This window comes from Mucilaginibacter sabulilitoris, from assembly GCF_034262375.1.
GTDB lineage: Bacteria > Bacteroidota > Bacteroidia > Sphingobacteriales > Sphingobacteriaceae > Mucilaginibacter > Mucilaginibacter sabulilitoris.
In genome coordinates, this window is sequence record NZ_CP139558.1 from 3,757,876 (window position 1) to 3,773,623 (window position 15,748).

Here is a 15,748-nt window from a genome sequence, read left to right on the forward strand (position 1 = left end):
TGTTATTTTAAAATTAATAAATTGATTGACTGTTCAATTAATTTATTAATTAAATGCTAACTTGCAGATAACATAATAACCTGAACTTAGCCGCGCTTCAAAATAGTACTGCATACAGAAATTAAACTCGCTAAATCTTAATTCAATTATGAAAAAAAAACTACTATTGATCTGCTTCATGTTTTTTGCAGCAAAGAGTTTCGCCCAAAATATAACAGTGGGCGGTACGGTTTTGGATGCAGAGAGCAAGGGGCCTCTTCCATCGGTTAACATCAGTGTAAAGGGTACAAACCAACGCACTGCAACAAACTTACAAGGTAATTATTCCCTTGCCAATGTAAACCCGAATGCAATTCTTGTTTTTAGTTATGTAGGGTATAAGCAGGAAGAAATTACGCTTAATGGGAAAACACAATTAAATGTAAGTCTAAGCCCCGACTATGGTAAACTCAATGAGGTTGTAGTTGTGGGTTTTGGCGCCAAGAAGAAAATAAACATTGCAGGTGCTATCGATCAGATTTCGGGTAAACAGCTCGAATCGCGACCGATATCAAATGTGATGCAGGGTTTGCAGGGTATCAGCCCCGGTTTAAATATTACATATCCAGGTGGAGCGCCTGGTACTACTCCTACAATCAATATCAGGGGTTTTACATCTATAAACGGAGGTTCGCCGTTAATTGTAATTGACGGTATACCGGCAACAAGTAACGATGATATGCTGCGGTTAACGCCATCAGATATTTCGTCATTTACCGTACTGCGGGATGCTGCATCAGCAGCCATTTACGGAGCCAGGGCCGCTTTTGGAGTAATCCTGATTACCACTAAACAAGGCGCTGCCGGCCATCAAACTATCAGTTACAACGCGCTAACCTCATGGGGTAAACCTACGGTACTGCCCCAGCCTGTAACTGATCCTTATATATACTTAAGGGTGCTCGAAACGTCTACCAATAATACACCCTGGGATTATGTAAATTATAGTGATGAATATTATAAATGGGCTAAAGAAAGATCAGATAACCCATCAATTGCTGATACGCGGTTAAATCCAACAGACCCAACAAAATGGGAGTACATGGGTAGCAACAACTGGTATAAATATTTTTTTAACGATGCCGCCTTATCACAAAACCAAACGCTTACACTCTCAGGTGGAGCTACTGTAAATAACACACCTTTAACTTATTATCTCTCTGCCGATTATACCAAGGAAAATGGTTTGAATAAACTTGCAGATGATTTCTGGAACCGTTACGGCTTGAGGTCAAGGCTTGGATTTTCGCCTTTAAAATGGCTTAAGGTAGATAACAACCTTAATATTTACGAAACTAAGCGCGCCCAGCCACTTACCGGTATTACCAATATTTATTACCTGCAGCCAACCGATGTAGCTAAAAATCCTGATGGAAGCTGGGCAAATACCGCAGCGGGCAGGCTTGCCGCTCAATTAGTTGATGGCGGAAATAACCTTCAAACCATGTTTGGTTTTCAAAACATTACCAGCGCAACGGCTACATTCTTAAATGGCGATTTGCAGGTAAATGGTGATGCTTCGTTTAAAAGAGAGTTGTGGAAGTATCATACTGATGCTAATACGTATGATATTGGATTTGGGCCAAATGATATCAGGCAAGAAGGTGGTACAGGTTCGGTAAGCGAAAATAACGGCTACTTATATAACAATGCTTTCAATTTATACACGACATATAAAAAGACTTTAGGTGACCATTTTTTTAGCGTCATGGTTGGATACAACTCCGAGGATTACAGCTATTCGGTTATAAACGCGTCAAAAGACGGACTTATATCCTCTTCTTTACCTTATCTTGGGCTAACCAGTGGTACCGCCTCTGTAGGGGCAGATTATTCAGCTTATGCTACTACCAGCGCATTCAGCCGTATAAACTATACTTATAAAGGTCGTTATATTTTAGAGGGTACCGGCAGGTATGATGGTTCTTCGCGTTTTCCAACAGACAGGCGCTGGGGCTTTTTTCCATCAGCCTCTGCAGCCTGGATAGCAAGTGCCGAGGATTTCTTTAAACCATTAGCTCCCGTGGTATCTACGTTTAAAATGCGTGCATCTTATGGAAATTTAGGGAATCAGGTTGCCAGTTCAGATCCATATCTTCGTGATTTTGGTTATTTGCAATCATTACAAACAGGCACTTCGGGTTATTTAATAGGCGGAAATAGCCAAACTCCTATCATTACTGGTGCCCCCGGATTATTGGTCGACCCAAATACTTATACATGGGAGCGGGTATCTACCTTCAACCTGGGTACCGATATCGGTCTTTTTCAAGATAAATTCCTGGTTGGGTTTGATTATTATATCCGCAATACCCGAGGAATGCTTACCGGCGGACAGGAATTGCCGGGTGTGCTTGGTACAGCGGTGCCAAAACAAAATGCTGCAGATTTAAGAACCAAAGGCTGGGAGCTTTCTGTAACTTATCAGGATAGGTTCACACTGGCGTCTAAGCCTTTTAATTTCTCGGCAAAGATATTCCTTTCAAATTCTGATTCTGAGATTACCAAATTCCAGAATGATCAGAATCTTTTTTCTAATTATCGCGTAGGACAGAAAATTGGAGAGATATGGGGGCTACAAAACGATGGCTTATTCCAAAACCAAGCCGAAATAGCCAAGCTTGATGAATCGAGCATTATACCATGGGGAGCTTTAAGCATTGTTCCGGGATGGCCTAAATACAAAGATTTGGATGGTAATCATAAAATAGAACAAGGGTTAAGTGCGAATGATCCAAAAGATCTCAAAATTATAGGTAACAGTGCTGACCATTATAGTATCGGGACTAATATAAACATGGATTGGAATGGGTTTGATGTTTCCATATTCTTACAAGGGGTATTAAAAAGGGATTTTTATCCGCACAATTATTTGTTCTGGGGACCATTTCAGCAGCCTTACGCCAATATTTACCCATGGAATCTTGATTACTATCGGGCCACGGCAGATGCGCCCGACTTAAGAGCTCAACACTCTAAATCATACATTGCCGCAGGCCTTGCCGATGCGAACACTAATTCATATTACCCGGTACTGCAATCATGGCTTGCCGATGCTAATTATGGTTCCGGTTTGGATATTCCGCAATCAAAGTATCTTTTAAACGGCGCGTATTTACGAATTAAAAACGTTTCGCTGGGCTATACCTTCCCAGTGAGATTTAGCAAGCGTTTAAAAATAAGCCGCCTGCGGATCTTTGCAACCGGCGATAACCTTTATGAATTTTCGGCTATAAAAAAATATATAGATCCGGAGGCTGTAAATCAGGGCGCAAGTGCAATGGCTTATCCGTTTCAGCGTAAATATGCATTTGGCATCAACTTAGATTTTTAATTATTACGCGATTTAACAATCATTAAAAAATTAGTCATGAAAAAATATTCTATATATATCCTGTTTATGATGCTTGCATTCTCTGCATGTAAAAAGGATAGCCTCGACCGTTTTCCGCAAACGGCCATCTCACCAAATCTTTTCTTTAATACAGAAAACGATCTCGCGTTATACGTTAATGGACTGCTTTCAATGCCAGACAGGAACACTTATCTCAACGATCAAAGCAGCGATAACGTTGCAACCACCGCCAATGTAGAAGTGAAAAATGTGATGGCAGGCAGCGCCAATTCGCAAAATATTACTACAGGATGGGATTGGAGCAGATTACGTGATATCAATTACTTTTTAGAAAATTACAATAAGGCTAAAGTTACCACGGAGATAAAAAATCACTATGTAGGATTAGCCAAATATTACCGGGCGGTATTTTACATGGATAAAATTAAACGTTTTTCTGATGTGCCCTGGTATTCAGGTACCTTAAACCCAGGAGATAAAGATTTATACAAGGGACGTGACCCACGGGCGTTGGTTATAGATAGCGTAATGGCCGATCTGGACTTTGCTTATAAGAACGTCAGGGAAGATGTTCCTGTAGGTACGCCCGGAAAATGGGCTGTAGCTGTATTTTATACCCGTACAGCGCTTTATGAGGGCACCTACCGTAAATATCATTCAGAGCTAAATTTAGCAAATAGTGCAAATGGTTTTCTTGAAACCGCTGCTAAAATAGCAGGTGATGTTATGGCGTCAGGAAAATTTACCATTTACAATACAGGAAAGCCTGATCAGGATTATGCTACCTTATTTGATAGCCAGGATTTAACGGCGAATAAAGAAGTTATTTTGACTAACATTTTTGATCAGAACAAAGGCAAGAGTCAAAATGTGAATAGTGTAGTTTTTGGCGATTATGAGCAGGCCCCGGCTAAAGACCTCATCCAATCTTACCTCATGAAGGATGGGAGCCGTTTTACAGATCAGCCAAATTATGATAAACTTGGCTTTGTAAAGGAGTTTGAAAACCGTGACCCGCGGCTTGCCCAAACAATGGCTTATCCCGGGTGGATTAGAGTTCCGGATACAAAGCCGTACATCCAGATTTTAAATAAAAACTTTACAGGTTATCACCAGCTAAAAGGATATGTAAACAGCACTGATGATGCTACTTTAAATGGTGTTGATTTTCCGGTATACCGTTATGCAGAAGTCCTGCTAAGCTATGCCGAGGCGCTTGCCGAACTGGGTACCCTAACGCAGCAACAACTTGATGCATCGGTGAACCTGCTCAGAAGAAGAGCCGGTATGCCCGATCTGAATATAGCTAAGGCAAATGCTTCTCCCGATGTATTACAACAACAGCAATTTGGTAATATTTCATCAAATGTTGGTGTGATCTTGGAGATAAGAAGAGAGCGGAGAATAGAATTTGCATTTGAGAATACGAGGTATGATGACCTGATGAGATGGAAGGCCGGAAAATTATTAACCAAAAGCCCTGAAGGGATGTATTTCGCTGGTTTAGGGAAATATGACTTAACCGGAGATGGTGTAGAGGATATTATTTTGATAGATAAGTCTTTAACCATTCCGGCCGAAGAAAAGAAAGAAAAGAATTCATTAGGTGTGAAGTTAATTTATTATCGCACCGGGACTATTGGTTCTGATGCTACCGTGTATTTAAAAAATGTTAACACCGGTAGTTTCATGGTAACCGAATCAGCGGTACGTGATTTTCAGGAACCTAAATATTATTATCGTCCAATACCCCAACAACAGGTAATACTCAATCCAAACCTAAAACAAATATTTGGCTGGTAAGATATTAAAATACTTCTGTTTGATGATACAAAATGAAACGATGAAAATAAAGAGAAGATCTTTGCTAAAAGCGGCAGGGTTGGCCACCGGTTTAATGGTAACCGGGGGCCTGCCTGCCCTTGCCTCCGTGGATAATCCGGAAGAAAGAAAACGTAAAAAGTTGGCGCTTACGGTAGCACATATTACCGATGTGCATATCAGGGAAGGCGATAACGCGCCAGAAAGATTTAAAAATTGTTTAAAGCAAATCCTCACGAAACACAAGCCCGATTTCTTCTTAAACGGTGGTGATTCTATCAATGATGCGTCTTATGATAATGTAGTACATGACCAGGTTATACAGCAATGGGGCATCTGGGATGAATGTATAGCGTTGCTTGATAAATATGAAGTGCACAGCTGTATCGGTAACCATGATACATGGTGGAAGGCGCCTTCTAAAGAGCATGAAATGTATGGTAAAGATTACGTGGTTAAACGATTGAAAATTCCGAACAGATACTATAGCTTTACCAAAAAGAACTGGCATTTTATAGTGCTTGACGGGAATAATAGTAATATTTCCTTAGATCAGGAGCAATTTAACTGGCTGCAGGCTGAATTGGAAAAAATACCTGCATCTGCACCAACATTGCTTATGTCGCACTATCCCATTCTTGGTACTACACAGGTGCTGGTGGGAGGCGGTCATTCTGATTGTAAGAAGTTAAAAGATCTGTTTTTCAAACACCGGGATAAGGTAAGGGTTTGCTTAAGCGGGCATAACCATTTATCTGATCAAACCCAGTACAACGATGTTTTATATTGCTGCAATGGAGCCATGAGTGGTTTCTGGTGGGGTAAAGGTGATGCGGAATCAGCCGGACCTGGTTATTACCTGGAAACACCGCCAGGTTATGCCATGTTGAACCTGTATGAGGATGGAACTGTTGAAAATGAATATTTCCCTCATTCATATTAACTAACAATTGCTTTTAACATTAATAATATCCAGCAGGTATTATCTGGTTTACTAATGTTCACGGCAGACAAGTTTGCCTTGAGAAAAGCCCGGAATAAAAATGTTCATTATATTGTAGTTACAAAAATAGTTATGAAAACCTGGTTTATCTGTAGTTGCTTAATGCTGATCAACACTACGCTTTTCGCACAAAAAGTACAGCTTCCTAATGGCTGGTTTCTATCGCCGGCGGGTAATTCTATACCGTTAAGCAGCGATTTGCCACTCAACATGGCGCTTGCCCCGGATGGTATTCATGCAGCAATAACTAATAACGGTAATGGACGGCCGACTATAGATCTGATCAATTTAAAACAAAAAAGAATAGTAACATCTATAAAAGTAAAAAATGCATGGTTGGGCCTTACCTTTAGTAAAAATTACCTGTATGCATCTGGCGGCAATGATGATATTATCATCAGGTATCAATTTACAGGAGAAAACCTGATTAATAAAGATACACTTGTGCTGGGCAAGCCATGGCCTAAAAATAAAATAAGCCCCGCCGGCCTATGTATTGATGAACAACATCAACGGCTGTATGTAGTGACCAAAGAGGACAATGCACTATATATATGCGATACAAAAACAATGAAGGTATTGAAAAAGGTCTCACTTTATGCTGAGGCCTATACCTGTATCCTCAACCCGGTAAAAAGGGAATTGTATATTTCTGCATGGGGCGGCAGCAAAATATGGATATATGATACGCAAAGAGATGTCCTGAAAGACTCGGTAAGTACAGGGAGCCACCCTACAGATATGGCTGTCAATGCTAAAGGCAAATGGCTGTATGTTGCCAATGCCAATTCAAATTCGGTATCTGTTATCAATGTGACCTCACATCAGGTTGTTGAAACTCTTAATGCTGCTATATCTCCGGATGCGCCAATAGGTTCTACAACTAACAGTGTTGCATTATCAGCTGATGGGAAAACACTTTACATTGCCAATGCCGACAATAATTATCTTGCAGTGTTTGATGTGTCAGATCCGGGCAACAGCCACTCCCTGGGGTTTATTCCGGTAGGATGGTATCCTACCTGTGTACGTGTACTTGGTAAAAGTATTTTAGTAGCTAACGGAAAAGGGATGTCTTCTGCCTCGAACGTAATTGGACCTGTTACCAATTTATCTCCATCCGACAGGAAATATAAAAAGAGTGATGATAAGGCAAAAACATCTAAAAGTGAGTTTAAATATGTCGGAAATATGTTTAATGGAACCTTGTCGGTAATCCCAGTTCCGGCCCCTGTAATATTAACTAAGTATACCAAACAGGTTTATGAGAATACGCCTTATTCTAAAGAGCGGGAACAGGGTACTTTGGGCGAAGCGGGTAATCCGGTTCCTATTAAAGTTGGTGACGTATCTCCAATTAAATACGTGTTTTATGTATTGAAAGAGAACCGTACTTACGATCAGGTTTTGGGTGATATGCCGCAAGGTAACGGAGATAGCAGCCTTTGTCTTTTTGGAAAGAAGATAACCCCGAATGGTCATAAATTGGCACAGGACTACGTGTTACTGGATAATTTTTATGTTGATGCAGAGGTAAGCGCCGATGGCCACAACTGGTCGATGGCTGCCTACGCTACGGACTTTGTAGAAAAAAACTGGCCATCAAATTATGCAGGCAGGGGAGGTAACTATGATTTTGACGGAAGCCGTCCTATTGCAAACCCGCCCAAAGGCTTTATATGGAATTACTGCCAGCGCGCCGGTGTTTCTTTCCGCAACTACGGCGAATTTATGGATACCGGAAAACCTACGCTCGGTTTGCTTAGGGAAGATGAGCATTACTGTAAGCCATATCCTGGCTGGAACCTGGATATTCAGGATATATACCGGGAAAAGGTTTTTGAACATGATTTCGATTCTTTGGTAGCAAAACAAAATGTCCCTCATTTTAATACTGTTTATCTGCCAAATGATCATACCAGCGGTTTATCAAAAGGTGCTTATAGCCCTGCAGCGCAGGTAGCGGATAATGACCTTGCGCTTGGGAGACTTGTTGAGCATATATCTCATAGCCCGATTTGGAAAGAATCTGTCATTTTTGTTTTAGAAGATGATGCCCAGGATGGTCCCGATCATGTAGATGCCCATCGCTCCGTTGCCTGGGTGATAAGCCCGTTTGTTAAACGCCACAGCGTTAATCATACCATGTATTCCACTTCCGGAATGCTTCGTACTATCGAATTGATTCTGAGGCTTCCTCCAATGAGCCAGTATGACGCTGCGGCCACTCCCATGTGGAACTGCTTTCAGGCCACTCCCGATATTGCCGGGTATACTGCAGAGGCAGCCACCATAAATATTAACGAACGAAACACGGCCTGGAATAATGAAGCCAAACAATCGGCATTGTTTAATTTTGCCAAAGCAGATGCCGCACCTGACCGGTTGCTAAATGAAGTGGTCTGGAAAGCAATAAAAGGCCCACAAAGCAAAATGCCAGAGCCAAGACGGAGTGCCTTTGTTAAAATATCTCCGGTTAAAGATGACGACGATTGATCAGTTTGTAATAGGCCCTAAATTTGTTCATTATTTAATCATCAATCACCCAGCTCAATCCAAACCGGGCAGTGGTCGCTTGTTTTTTCCCAGCCCCGCACATGGCGATCAACAGCTGCTGCAAGCAGGCGTTTATCCAGTTCAGGGCTTAACAGAAAATGATCAATACGTAAACCTGCATCGCGGCCATAAGCATTGCGGAAATAATCATAAAAAGTATAGATCTTTTCTTCGGGATAAAGCTTTCGGATTGCGTCAGTCCAGCCCTGGTCTACCAGGGTTTTAAAAGCAAGTCGGGTTTCGGGCCTGAAAAGCGCGTCATCAAGCCAGCGCTCAGGTTTATATACATCCAGTTCAGTAGGCATCACATTATAATCACCGGTTAAAACCACCGGCATGCCATGCGCAAGCAAGCCAGAGGCGTGCGACTTTAAGCGTTCAAACCAGGCCAGCTTATAATCAAATTTTGGCCCGGGGGCAGGGTTGCCATTGGGCAGATACAAACATCCGATCACAATATCACCAACCATCGCCTCAATGTAGCGGCTGTGGCTGTCATCAGGATCGCCGGGTAAGCCCCGGCGGAGTTCCCGGATGTCTGCTTTTGCTAAAATAGCCACTCCGTTCCAGCTTTTTTGCCCATGCCAGATAGCCTGGTAACCCGCATCCCGGATGGCTTGTTCGGGGAACTTTTCATCCGGGGCTTTCAATTCTTGCAGGCAAACAACATCCGGTGATGTTTCTTGTAACCAGCGGAGCAGGACGGGGAGGCGCCCATTGACACCGTTGACGTTATAGGTGGCTATTTTCATATCTTTAAAAATGATAATTGTTCAGAGATTATTTACTTTTTGTCAGGAAAGTTTTTTTATCGGGTGTTCATTTCTTAATCTAAATTAAGTTGAACTGCGGGAAAAAGCAACAGATTTGTATCAACAACATTAACCACACACTATTTCAAATTTCTTAACCTTTAATGATTAAAAAGATGAGCGCAATCAAAGTAAAAGACGGAACCGAAATTTATTACAAGGACTGGGGAACAGGACAACCCCTTTTTTTTCATCATGGCTGGCCATTATCCGGCGATGACTGGGACAACCAGATGATGTTTTTCCTGAAACGGGGATACCGGGTGATTGCCCATGATCGCCGTGGACATGGCAGGTCAAGTCAGGTTTCAGGTGGACATGACATGGATACCTACGCAGCCGATGTGGCAGCGGTGACAGAGGCGCTTGATTTGAAAGATGCCATACATATTGGCCACTCAACAGGCGGCGGCGAAGCCATACATTATGCGGCTAATTTAGGGAAAGGCCGGGTAGCCAAAGTTGTGCTCATCAGCGCGGTTACGCCACTGATGGTTCAAACTGAAAATAATCCGGATGGTGTTCCAATGGCCATATTTGATGAAATACGTGAGGGTACCGCATTTAACAGGGCCCAATACTTTGCGGATTTTACAATCCCGTTTTATGGTTATAACCGTGAAGGAGCTAAAATATCGCAGGGCATCCGGGATAATTGGTGGCGCCAGGGTATGATGGGCAGTGTTAAAGCGCATCATGACGGTGTTAAAGCCTTCTCCGAAACGGATTTTACAGAAGACCTTAAAAGTGTGGATATTCCGGTGCTCGTGCTGCATGGCGAAGACGATCAGATCGTTCCATTTCCTATTTCGGGAGCAAAAGCAATAAAGCTATTGAAAAATGGAAAACTGATCTCTTATCCGGGGTTTCCGCATGGCATGCCGGCTACAGAAGCAGCGACCATCAATAGGGATCTTTTGGCGTTTATTCAATCCTAAGGATTTCAACCATTAATTACCCGCGAAAACCGGGGATAATTACGATACAAAAAAGCTGTCATCTATAGAATTGACAGCTTTTTTTGTGGCCCTCTTCAGAAAAAACATTACAATAAAGTTTACAATTTTTAACTGACGGCTCTGTTATCAATAAATTTAATATCCATGATTTTCTGCTCAAAAACATCTGCGGGAACCAAGGCTCTTGATTTAATTCGTATTTGATAGGTGTATACCGTGCTCACGCTGTAATCCAATATTTTAGCAATTACTTCCAAATCATTTATCCCCAGCCGCATCAATGCAAATATCCGGAGCGTTGCATTCATAGTTTCACCCGATTTTGGCCAAATTTGATCTTCTTTTTTGAGCAGTTCATTAAAAACTGCAATGAAATTGGGGAACATTGTTAAAAAAACAGTATCAAGGGTGTTGTATAACTGTCCCTTTTCTTGTTCTATGTGAACATCATTTAGCACCGCATTTACATCATCATATTTCCCGAGTTTAATATTGCGTTGCGTTCTGCGTTTTAATTTTTCGAGTGTTCCTATGTATGAAGAACACGTTTTAAAGAACAACCCGATAAGTTCCTCCTTTATTTTCGAAGACTCCCAAAGTTTTTCATTTACGTTTTCCAGTTCGATATTTTTTTCCGTGATCTCCTGTTCATTGGCTTTGATCCGCAATAACTGTCTCCTATAAATCACCAGCAGGAAAAACAATACAACTGCGACAATCACAAACATCAGAAACCCGATCAGGAGCTTGTCTTTTTCATGTTGTTTCTCGTCAATTAACTTACTTGCAACAATCGGCAAAATCGACTCGATTTGCACGGCGCGGTTTCTTGCGCCATAAAACTTGGCATTTTTTGCTGCCTCCTGCATAAAAATGTAAGCATCAGCCGTCTTGTTCAGTTTAAACAACTCCTGGCCGAGTAAAAATACAGCCAGGGTTTCTTTGGTAGAGGAGCGAATGTCATTGATGGCCGCAAGTGCAAGAAAAAGGATTTTGTTATCGTCGGTATAGGCATAACTGATGCGGGTGGCAACCATAGCGACAGTATGTTCAGGCATGCGACGCTGAATAATTAAGTTATAGAAAAACTGCGGTGTCAGCTTCTTGTTTTTCATCGAATCAGGAAGAAAAGCCAGGTTAATGGTTTTTTCGAAATCATTTGAAGGCGTCGCGATTTCAGCATTTTTAAAATCATCTACCGACTGTTTGTAGTATAATCTTGAAAAATAAGCGTCGTTGTCATAGTCACCTATCCCTGCATTTAGGCGTGCACATAATACCAGGTAATCGGTTTTAAGTGCCCTGGATAAGCCACTGGTGTCAATTTTTTCTGTTACGTCAAAGGCTTCCTTATAAAAACCCGAATTTAATAAGGTAACCCCCAGCAGGATCTTGCTCTTAATCAGGTTTTCCTTTTTTTTAAATTTCACACAGAGATCAATCATCTTTTTGACATATACAAACGCCGAATCAAATTTGAAGGAGTGGTATTCGTCGGAAATTTTAGAATATAGGTTATACTGGGCATCAAAGTTTGTATTGTCGGTATGAAGTAAACAACGCTGTAACAGCCTTATTCTTTTTTCTTTGCTACGATTGTGAAAGCTTTCTCTGGTCAGCTCATTTTTTAAAACTTTTAAAAGACTATCTGATCTTGTGTCTTGCGAATAGCCACAAAAATTTGCAAACAAAAAAAAGCTAATAAAAAGTATTGTAGTTTTCATCATAGATCAGTCTCTTGAGTTTCGGTTACCCATGAATTTTGAAAAAGTATCGGGTAATGTTTGACCATTTTGTACCCGCCGAATTTAATTCAATCAATCGGAAGAACCACCATTGTAATTTCTTATTAGAAGGTGGCGCTATGCCAAAAAAATTAATAAATAACTAAACGTCTCCAACATTTCAAATGCGAAACGGGCAATCAGTGCAACTGAAAATACCTGTATTTTCTTAGATTTTAAGGCTTGATTTAAAATGTATATAACTCAATATCAATTATGTATGTCTGTATATTTTTAGATTTTATGCCTCTGTGAACATGCTTGTAGAATAACCAGCGCAAATCATGTTTTACTTTGACTTGCCAATTAAATGCGCCACAATGATGCCGGTATTACTAACAACCGGCTGCAGCGATGAATGGTAAATGACTGTGTTTATAAACCAATTAACCAAACAATTATGCAAGTAAAAATTTTACGATTGTTAAGTTGCTTTGCCTTGTTATGTCTTTTTGTGCTGCCTGCTATGGCGCAAAATAAAACAGTTACAGGTAAAGTAACAGACTTAGAAACCGGCTTACCGCTACCAAGTGTAACCGTTTCTGTTAAAGGATCAACTATCGGTACCAATACCGATGCTAATGGCAATTTTAAACTCTCTGTTCCAGGGTCGGTTAATACCCTGGTAGTTTCTTTTATTGGCTATAAACGCCAGGAAGTAGGGGTTACAGATGGTGCAGTTTTAAGTATAAAGCTGGAAACGGATCAGAAAACGCTGAAGGAAGTGGTTGTGGTAAGCGTTGGCTACGGAACCCTTGATAAAAAGGAGGTTTCCAGCGCTATTTCACACGTATCTTCCAAAGATCTGCTTTCCGTTGGCAGTAATAGCCCCTTAATGTCTTTACAGGGTAAGGTGCCTGGGCTTACAATTTCCAATACTGCCGCTGCCGATCCAAATTCGACCCCCACCGTTCAGTTGCGAGGGGTTTCATCCCGTAATGCAGGTTTGGGGCCTTTGTATGTTATTAATGGTGTGCCTGGCGGTAATATCGATAACATCAATCAAAACGATATTGAATCAATTGATGTGCTGAAAGGTGGCGCGGCTTCGGCCATTTATGGTACCCGGGGCAGTAACGGTGTTATTATTATTACTACAAAAAAGGGAACATCCCAATCGCGTTTATTTTATGATGGCTATACCAGTTTTGATTATATCACCAATAAACTACAGGTGCTTTCAAAAGATGATTTCATCAAAAATAGGGTTGATAATAAACAGGGCCAGGATTATGGAGGGAATACCGATTGGTTAAAGTCGGTCAGTAATTCACCCTCATTTGGTCAAAAACACACGCTTCAGTTTTCAGGAGGCTCGGGTAAAACCAACTTTTTTGCATCAGCCGATTACAGGAATGCCGACGGGATTGATCTCCGGGCCAATAAAAAAGAATATGGTGCCCGGGTTAATGTGAATCATACCTCGGCAGATAATATTTTTTCTGTAAGCCTGAATGTTGCCCCGCGGTATGCAAATACCAATACTGCCGATTATAGTGGGTTTAATAATGCATTAACGCTTAACCCCACGCTGCCTATCTACAATAGCACAGGACAGTACAACTTTATAAATACCGGTTTTTTTTCCAATAACCCGGTAGAAAATGCCAAAATGATCCAGGCACAACAAGAGATCAAAGAACTGGACATGAATGGTACTTTTAAAGTGAATATTTTAAAAAACTTAAATACTGCTGTTACCGTTTCGGAAGTAAGTTCTTCATTTAAAAACCTCAACTTCAGTCCCTCCACGCTTAGTACCATTTTACATTCAAACCCTGTTAACAAAACAAATTATGCTTCGCAGGAGCAAGTTGAAAATGATGTAAAGAACGTGGAATGGACGGGTAACTATTTTGCAACTTTTGGTAAGCATGACATCAAGCTACTGGCCGGATATTCATACGCATTATATGATTATCAACAGTTTAAGGCCAGTAATTATGACTTCCCATTCGACTCTTTTCTGTGGAATAACCTGGGTTCAGGAGCGTATAATGGTGGTGATAAAGGTAATGGGCAAAATGCCGTTGGTTCAACCAGGAACGGCTCTACGCTGATAGCTTTTTTTGGCAGGGTAAACTATGTTTATGATAACAAATATATTGTAACTGCCAGTTTAAGGCGCGAGGGTTCATCAAAATTCGGTCCCAATAATAAATGGGGAAATTTCCCGGCTGCATCGGCTGCCTGGAGAATTTCTGATGAAGAGTTTTTGAAAAATAAAATATCATGGCTTAATGACCTCAAGTTAAGGGCAGATTATGGAGTAACCGGTAACCAAGATTTCGGAAGCTACCAATCGTTGCTTTTATATGGAGGATACGGTTACTTCCCGTTTGATGGCACCACTTACCAGGTATTTGGACCGTCGCAGAATATCAACCCCAATTTAAGATGGGAAAAAGCCATCAACTTTAATGTGGGGCTTGATTTTGAGCTGTTTAACAGCCGGCTCTCGGGATCTTTGAATTATTATATCCGTACCAATAAAGATTTGTTGGGTAGCTATAACGTGCCTGTGCCGCCAAACCCTCAGTCACAAACCTATGCAAACGTAGGTACTTTAAAAAACTCAGGTATCGAAATACAATTGAACGCGAGTGCCGTAAATGGCCCGAAATTTAAATATGACATTTCTTTCGCTGCTGCACTCAATAATAATAAGTTTGTTTCGTTCTCCAATGATATTTATAAAGGTGCCCCATACCTGGATATAATAGGATTACCAGCGCCTGGCAGCCCCGGTAACATTCAACGTATTCAGGAAGGCGAAAGGATAGGGGAATTCTACGGTCTTAAATCTGCCGGGGTTGATGATAAGGGAACACTGTTGGTTTATAAAAAAGACGGAAGTATAGTAACTGCCAATAATGCCAGTAATGATGATAAGCAATTTATAGGCAACGGCCTGCCCAAATGGACCGCTTCTCTGGGCAATACCTTTAGCTATGAAAACTGGGATCTGGGTATATTTCTCCGCGGCAATTTTGGCTATAAAATTTTCAATATGCCCGCTTTTTATTTAGGTACACCAGCTACTCAGGCTGATATCAATGTGCTTACCTCGGCATATAACAGCAGCAGTAAATATTCTAAACTTACCAATCCTTCCACAGCTTCCATCGCATCTGATTATTTTCTTGAACCGGGTTCGTTTGTGAAAATTGATAACGTCTCATTAGGATATTCGCACCAGATTGCATCCAAGTACATCCATCGTTTCAGAGTATACGCCACGGGCAGAAACCTGCACACCTTCACTAAATATACCGGCGGCGATCCCGACCTCATATCTGTGAACGGATTAAGGCCCGGTATAAATACAAATTCTGATGGAAACGGCACGTTGAATTATTATCCATCTACTCTTCAACTGCTGTTAGGTGTTCAGGTAACTTTTTAACCTTTAATTTTTG

8 protein-coding genes are annotated in these 15,748 nt (G+C 41.2%); 6 read left to right on the forward strand and 2 right to left on the reverse strand.

Going from position 1 to position 15,748, the window contains the following annotated elements; all coding sequences use genetic code 11:
* Positions 1-148 precede the first annotated feature (148 nt).
* The 4 genes from SNE25_RS16370 (at position 149) to SNE25_RS16385 (ending at position 8,714) form a co-directional block, all read left to right on the forward strand.
* Positions 149-3,373: a SusC/RagA family TonB-linked outer membrane protein gene (locus SNE25_RS16370; RefSeq protein ID WP_321566185.1), complete on the forward strand. Its 3,225-nt coding sequence runs from the start codon at positions 149-151 to the stop codon at positions 3,371-3,373.
* 36 nt (positions 3,374-3,409) lie between these two features.
* The gene (locus SNE25_RS16375) at positions 3,410-5,197 is read left to right on the forward strand and encodes a RagB/SusD family nutrient uptake outer membrane protein (RefSeq protein WP_321566186.1); all 1,788 of its coding nucleotides are present in this window, start codon (positions 3,410-3,412) and stop codon (positions 5,195-5,197) included.
* Positions 5,198-5,219: 22 nt separating this feature from the next.
* Positions 5,220-6,158, forward strand: a complete 939-nt coding sequence (locus tag SNE25_RS16380; protein WP_321566187.1) for a metallophosphoesterase family protein — start codon at positions 5,220-5,222, stop codon at positions 6,156-6,158.
* A gap of 132 nt (positions 6,159-6,290) precedes the next feature.
* Positions 6,291-8,714: a bifunctional YncE family protein/alkaline phosphatase family protein gene (locus SNE25_RS16385; protein ID WP_321566188.1), complete on the forward strand. Its 2,424-nt coding sequence runs from the start codon at positions 6,291-6,293 to the stop codon at positions 8,712-8,714.
* Between the two features lie 41 nt (positions 8,715-8,755).
* On the opposite strand, the gene xth is transcribed toward SNE25_RS16385, so the two are convergent.
* A complete protein-coding gene (gene xth, locus SNE25_RS16390; protein ID WP_321566189.1) occupies positions 8,756-9,526 on the reverse strand; it encodes an exodeoxyribonuclease III in 771 nt (256 codons plus the stop codon).
* 176 nt (positions 9,527-9,702) lie between these two features.
* On the opposite strand from xth, the gene SNE25_RS16395 reads away from it, so the two are divergent.
* The gene (locus SNE25_RS16395) at positions 9,703-10,524 is read left to right on the forward strand and encodes an alpha/beta fold hydrolase (protein WP_321566190.1); all 822 of its coding nucleotides are present in this window, start codon (positions 9,703-9,705) and stop codon (positions 10,522-10,524) included.
* Positions 10,525-10,652: 128 nt separating this feature from the next.
* Here SNE25_RS16395 and SNE25_RS16400 read toward each other — a convergent pair whose 3' ends face one another.
* Entirely contained in the window at positions 10,653-11,990 is a 1,338-nt protein-coding gene (locus SNE25_RS16400; protein ID WP_321566191.1) for a DUF6377 domain-containing protein, read from the reverse strand.
* Between the two features lie 739 nt (positions 11,991-12,729).
* Between SNE25_RS16400 and SNE25_RS16405 the strand changes: the two genes are divergently transcribed.
* Positions 12,730-15,735, forward strand: a complete 3,006-nt coding sequence (locus tag SNE25_RS16405; protein ID WP_321566192.1) for a SusC/RagA family TonB-linked outer membrane protein — start codon at positions 12,730-12,732, stop codon at positions 15,733-15,735.
* Positions 15,736-15,748: the final 13 nt, after the last annotated feature.

Coding starts and splice junctions, on each gene's coding strand:
- SNE25_RS16370 (WP_321566185.1), top strand. CDS start 149: ATGAAAAAAAAACTACTATTGATCTGCTTCATGTTTTTTGCAGCAAAG.
- SNE25_RS16375 (WP_321566186.1), top strand. CDS start 3,410: ATGAAAAAATATTCTATATATATCCTGTTTATGATGCTTGCATTCTCT.
- SNE25_RS16380 (WP_321566187.1), top strand. CDS start 5,220: ATGATACAAAATGAAACGATGAAAATAAAGAGAAGATCTTTGCTAAAA.
- SNE25_RS16385 (WP_321566188.1), top strand. CDS start 6,291: ATGAAAACCTGGTTTATCTGTAGTTGCTTAATGCTGATCAACACTACG.
- xth (WP_321566189.1), bottom strand. CDS start 9,526: ATGAAAATAGCCACCTATAACGTCAACGGTGTCAATGGGCGCCTCCCC.
- SNE25_RS16395 (WP_321566190.1), top strand. CDS start 9,703: ATGAGCGCAATCAAAGTAAAAGACGGAACCGAAATTTATTACAAGGAC.
- SNE25_RS16400 (WP_321566191.1), bottom strand. CDS start 11,990: ATGATTGATCTCTGTGTGAAATTTAAAAAAAAGGAAAACCTGATTAAG.
- SNE25_RS16405 (WP_321566192.1), top strand. CDS start 12,730: ATGCAAGTAAAAATTTTACGATTGTTAAGTTGCTTTGCCTTGTTATGT.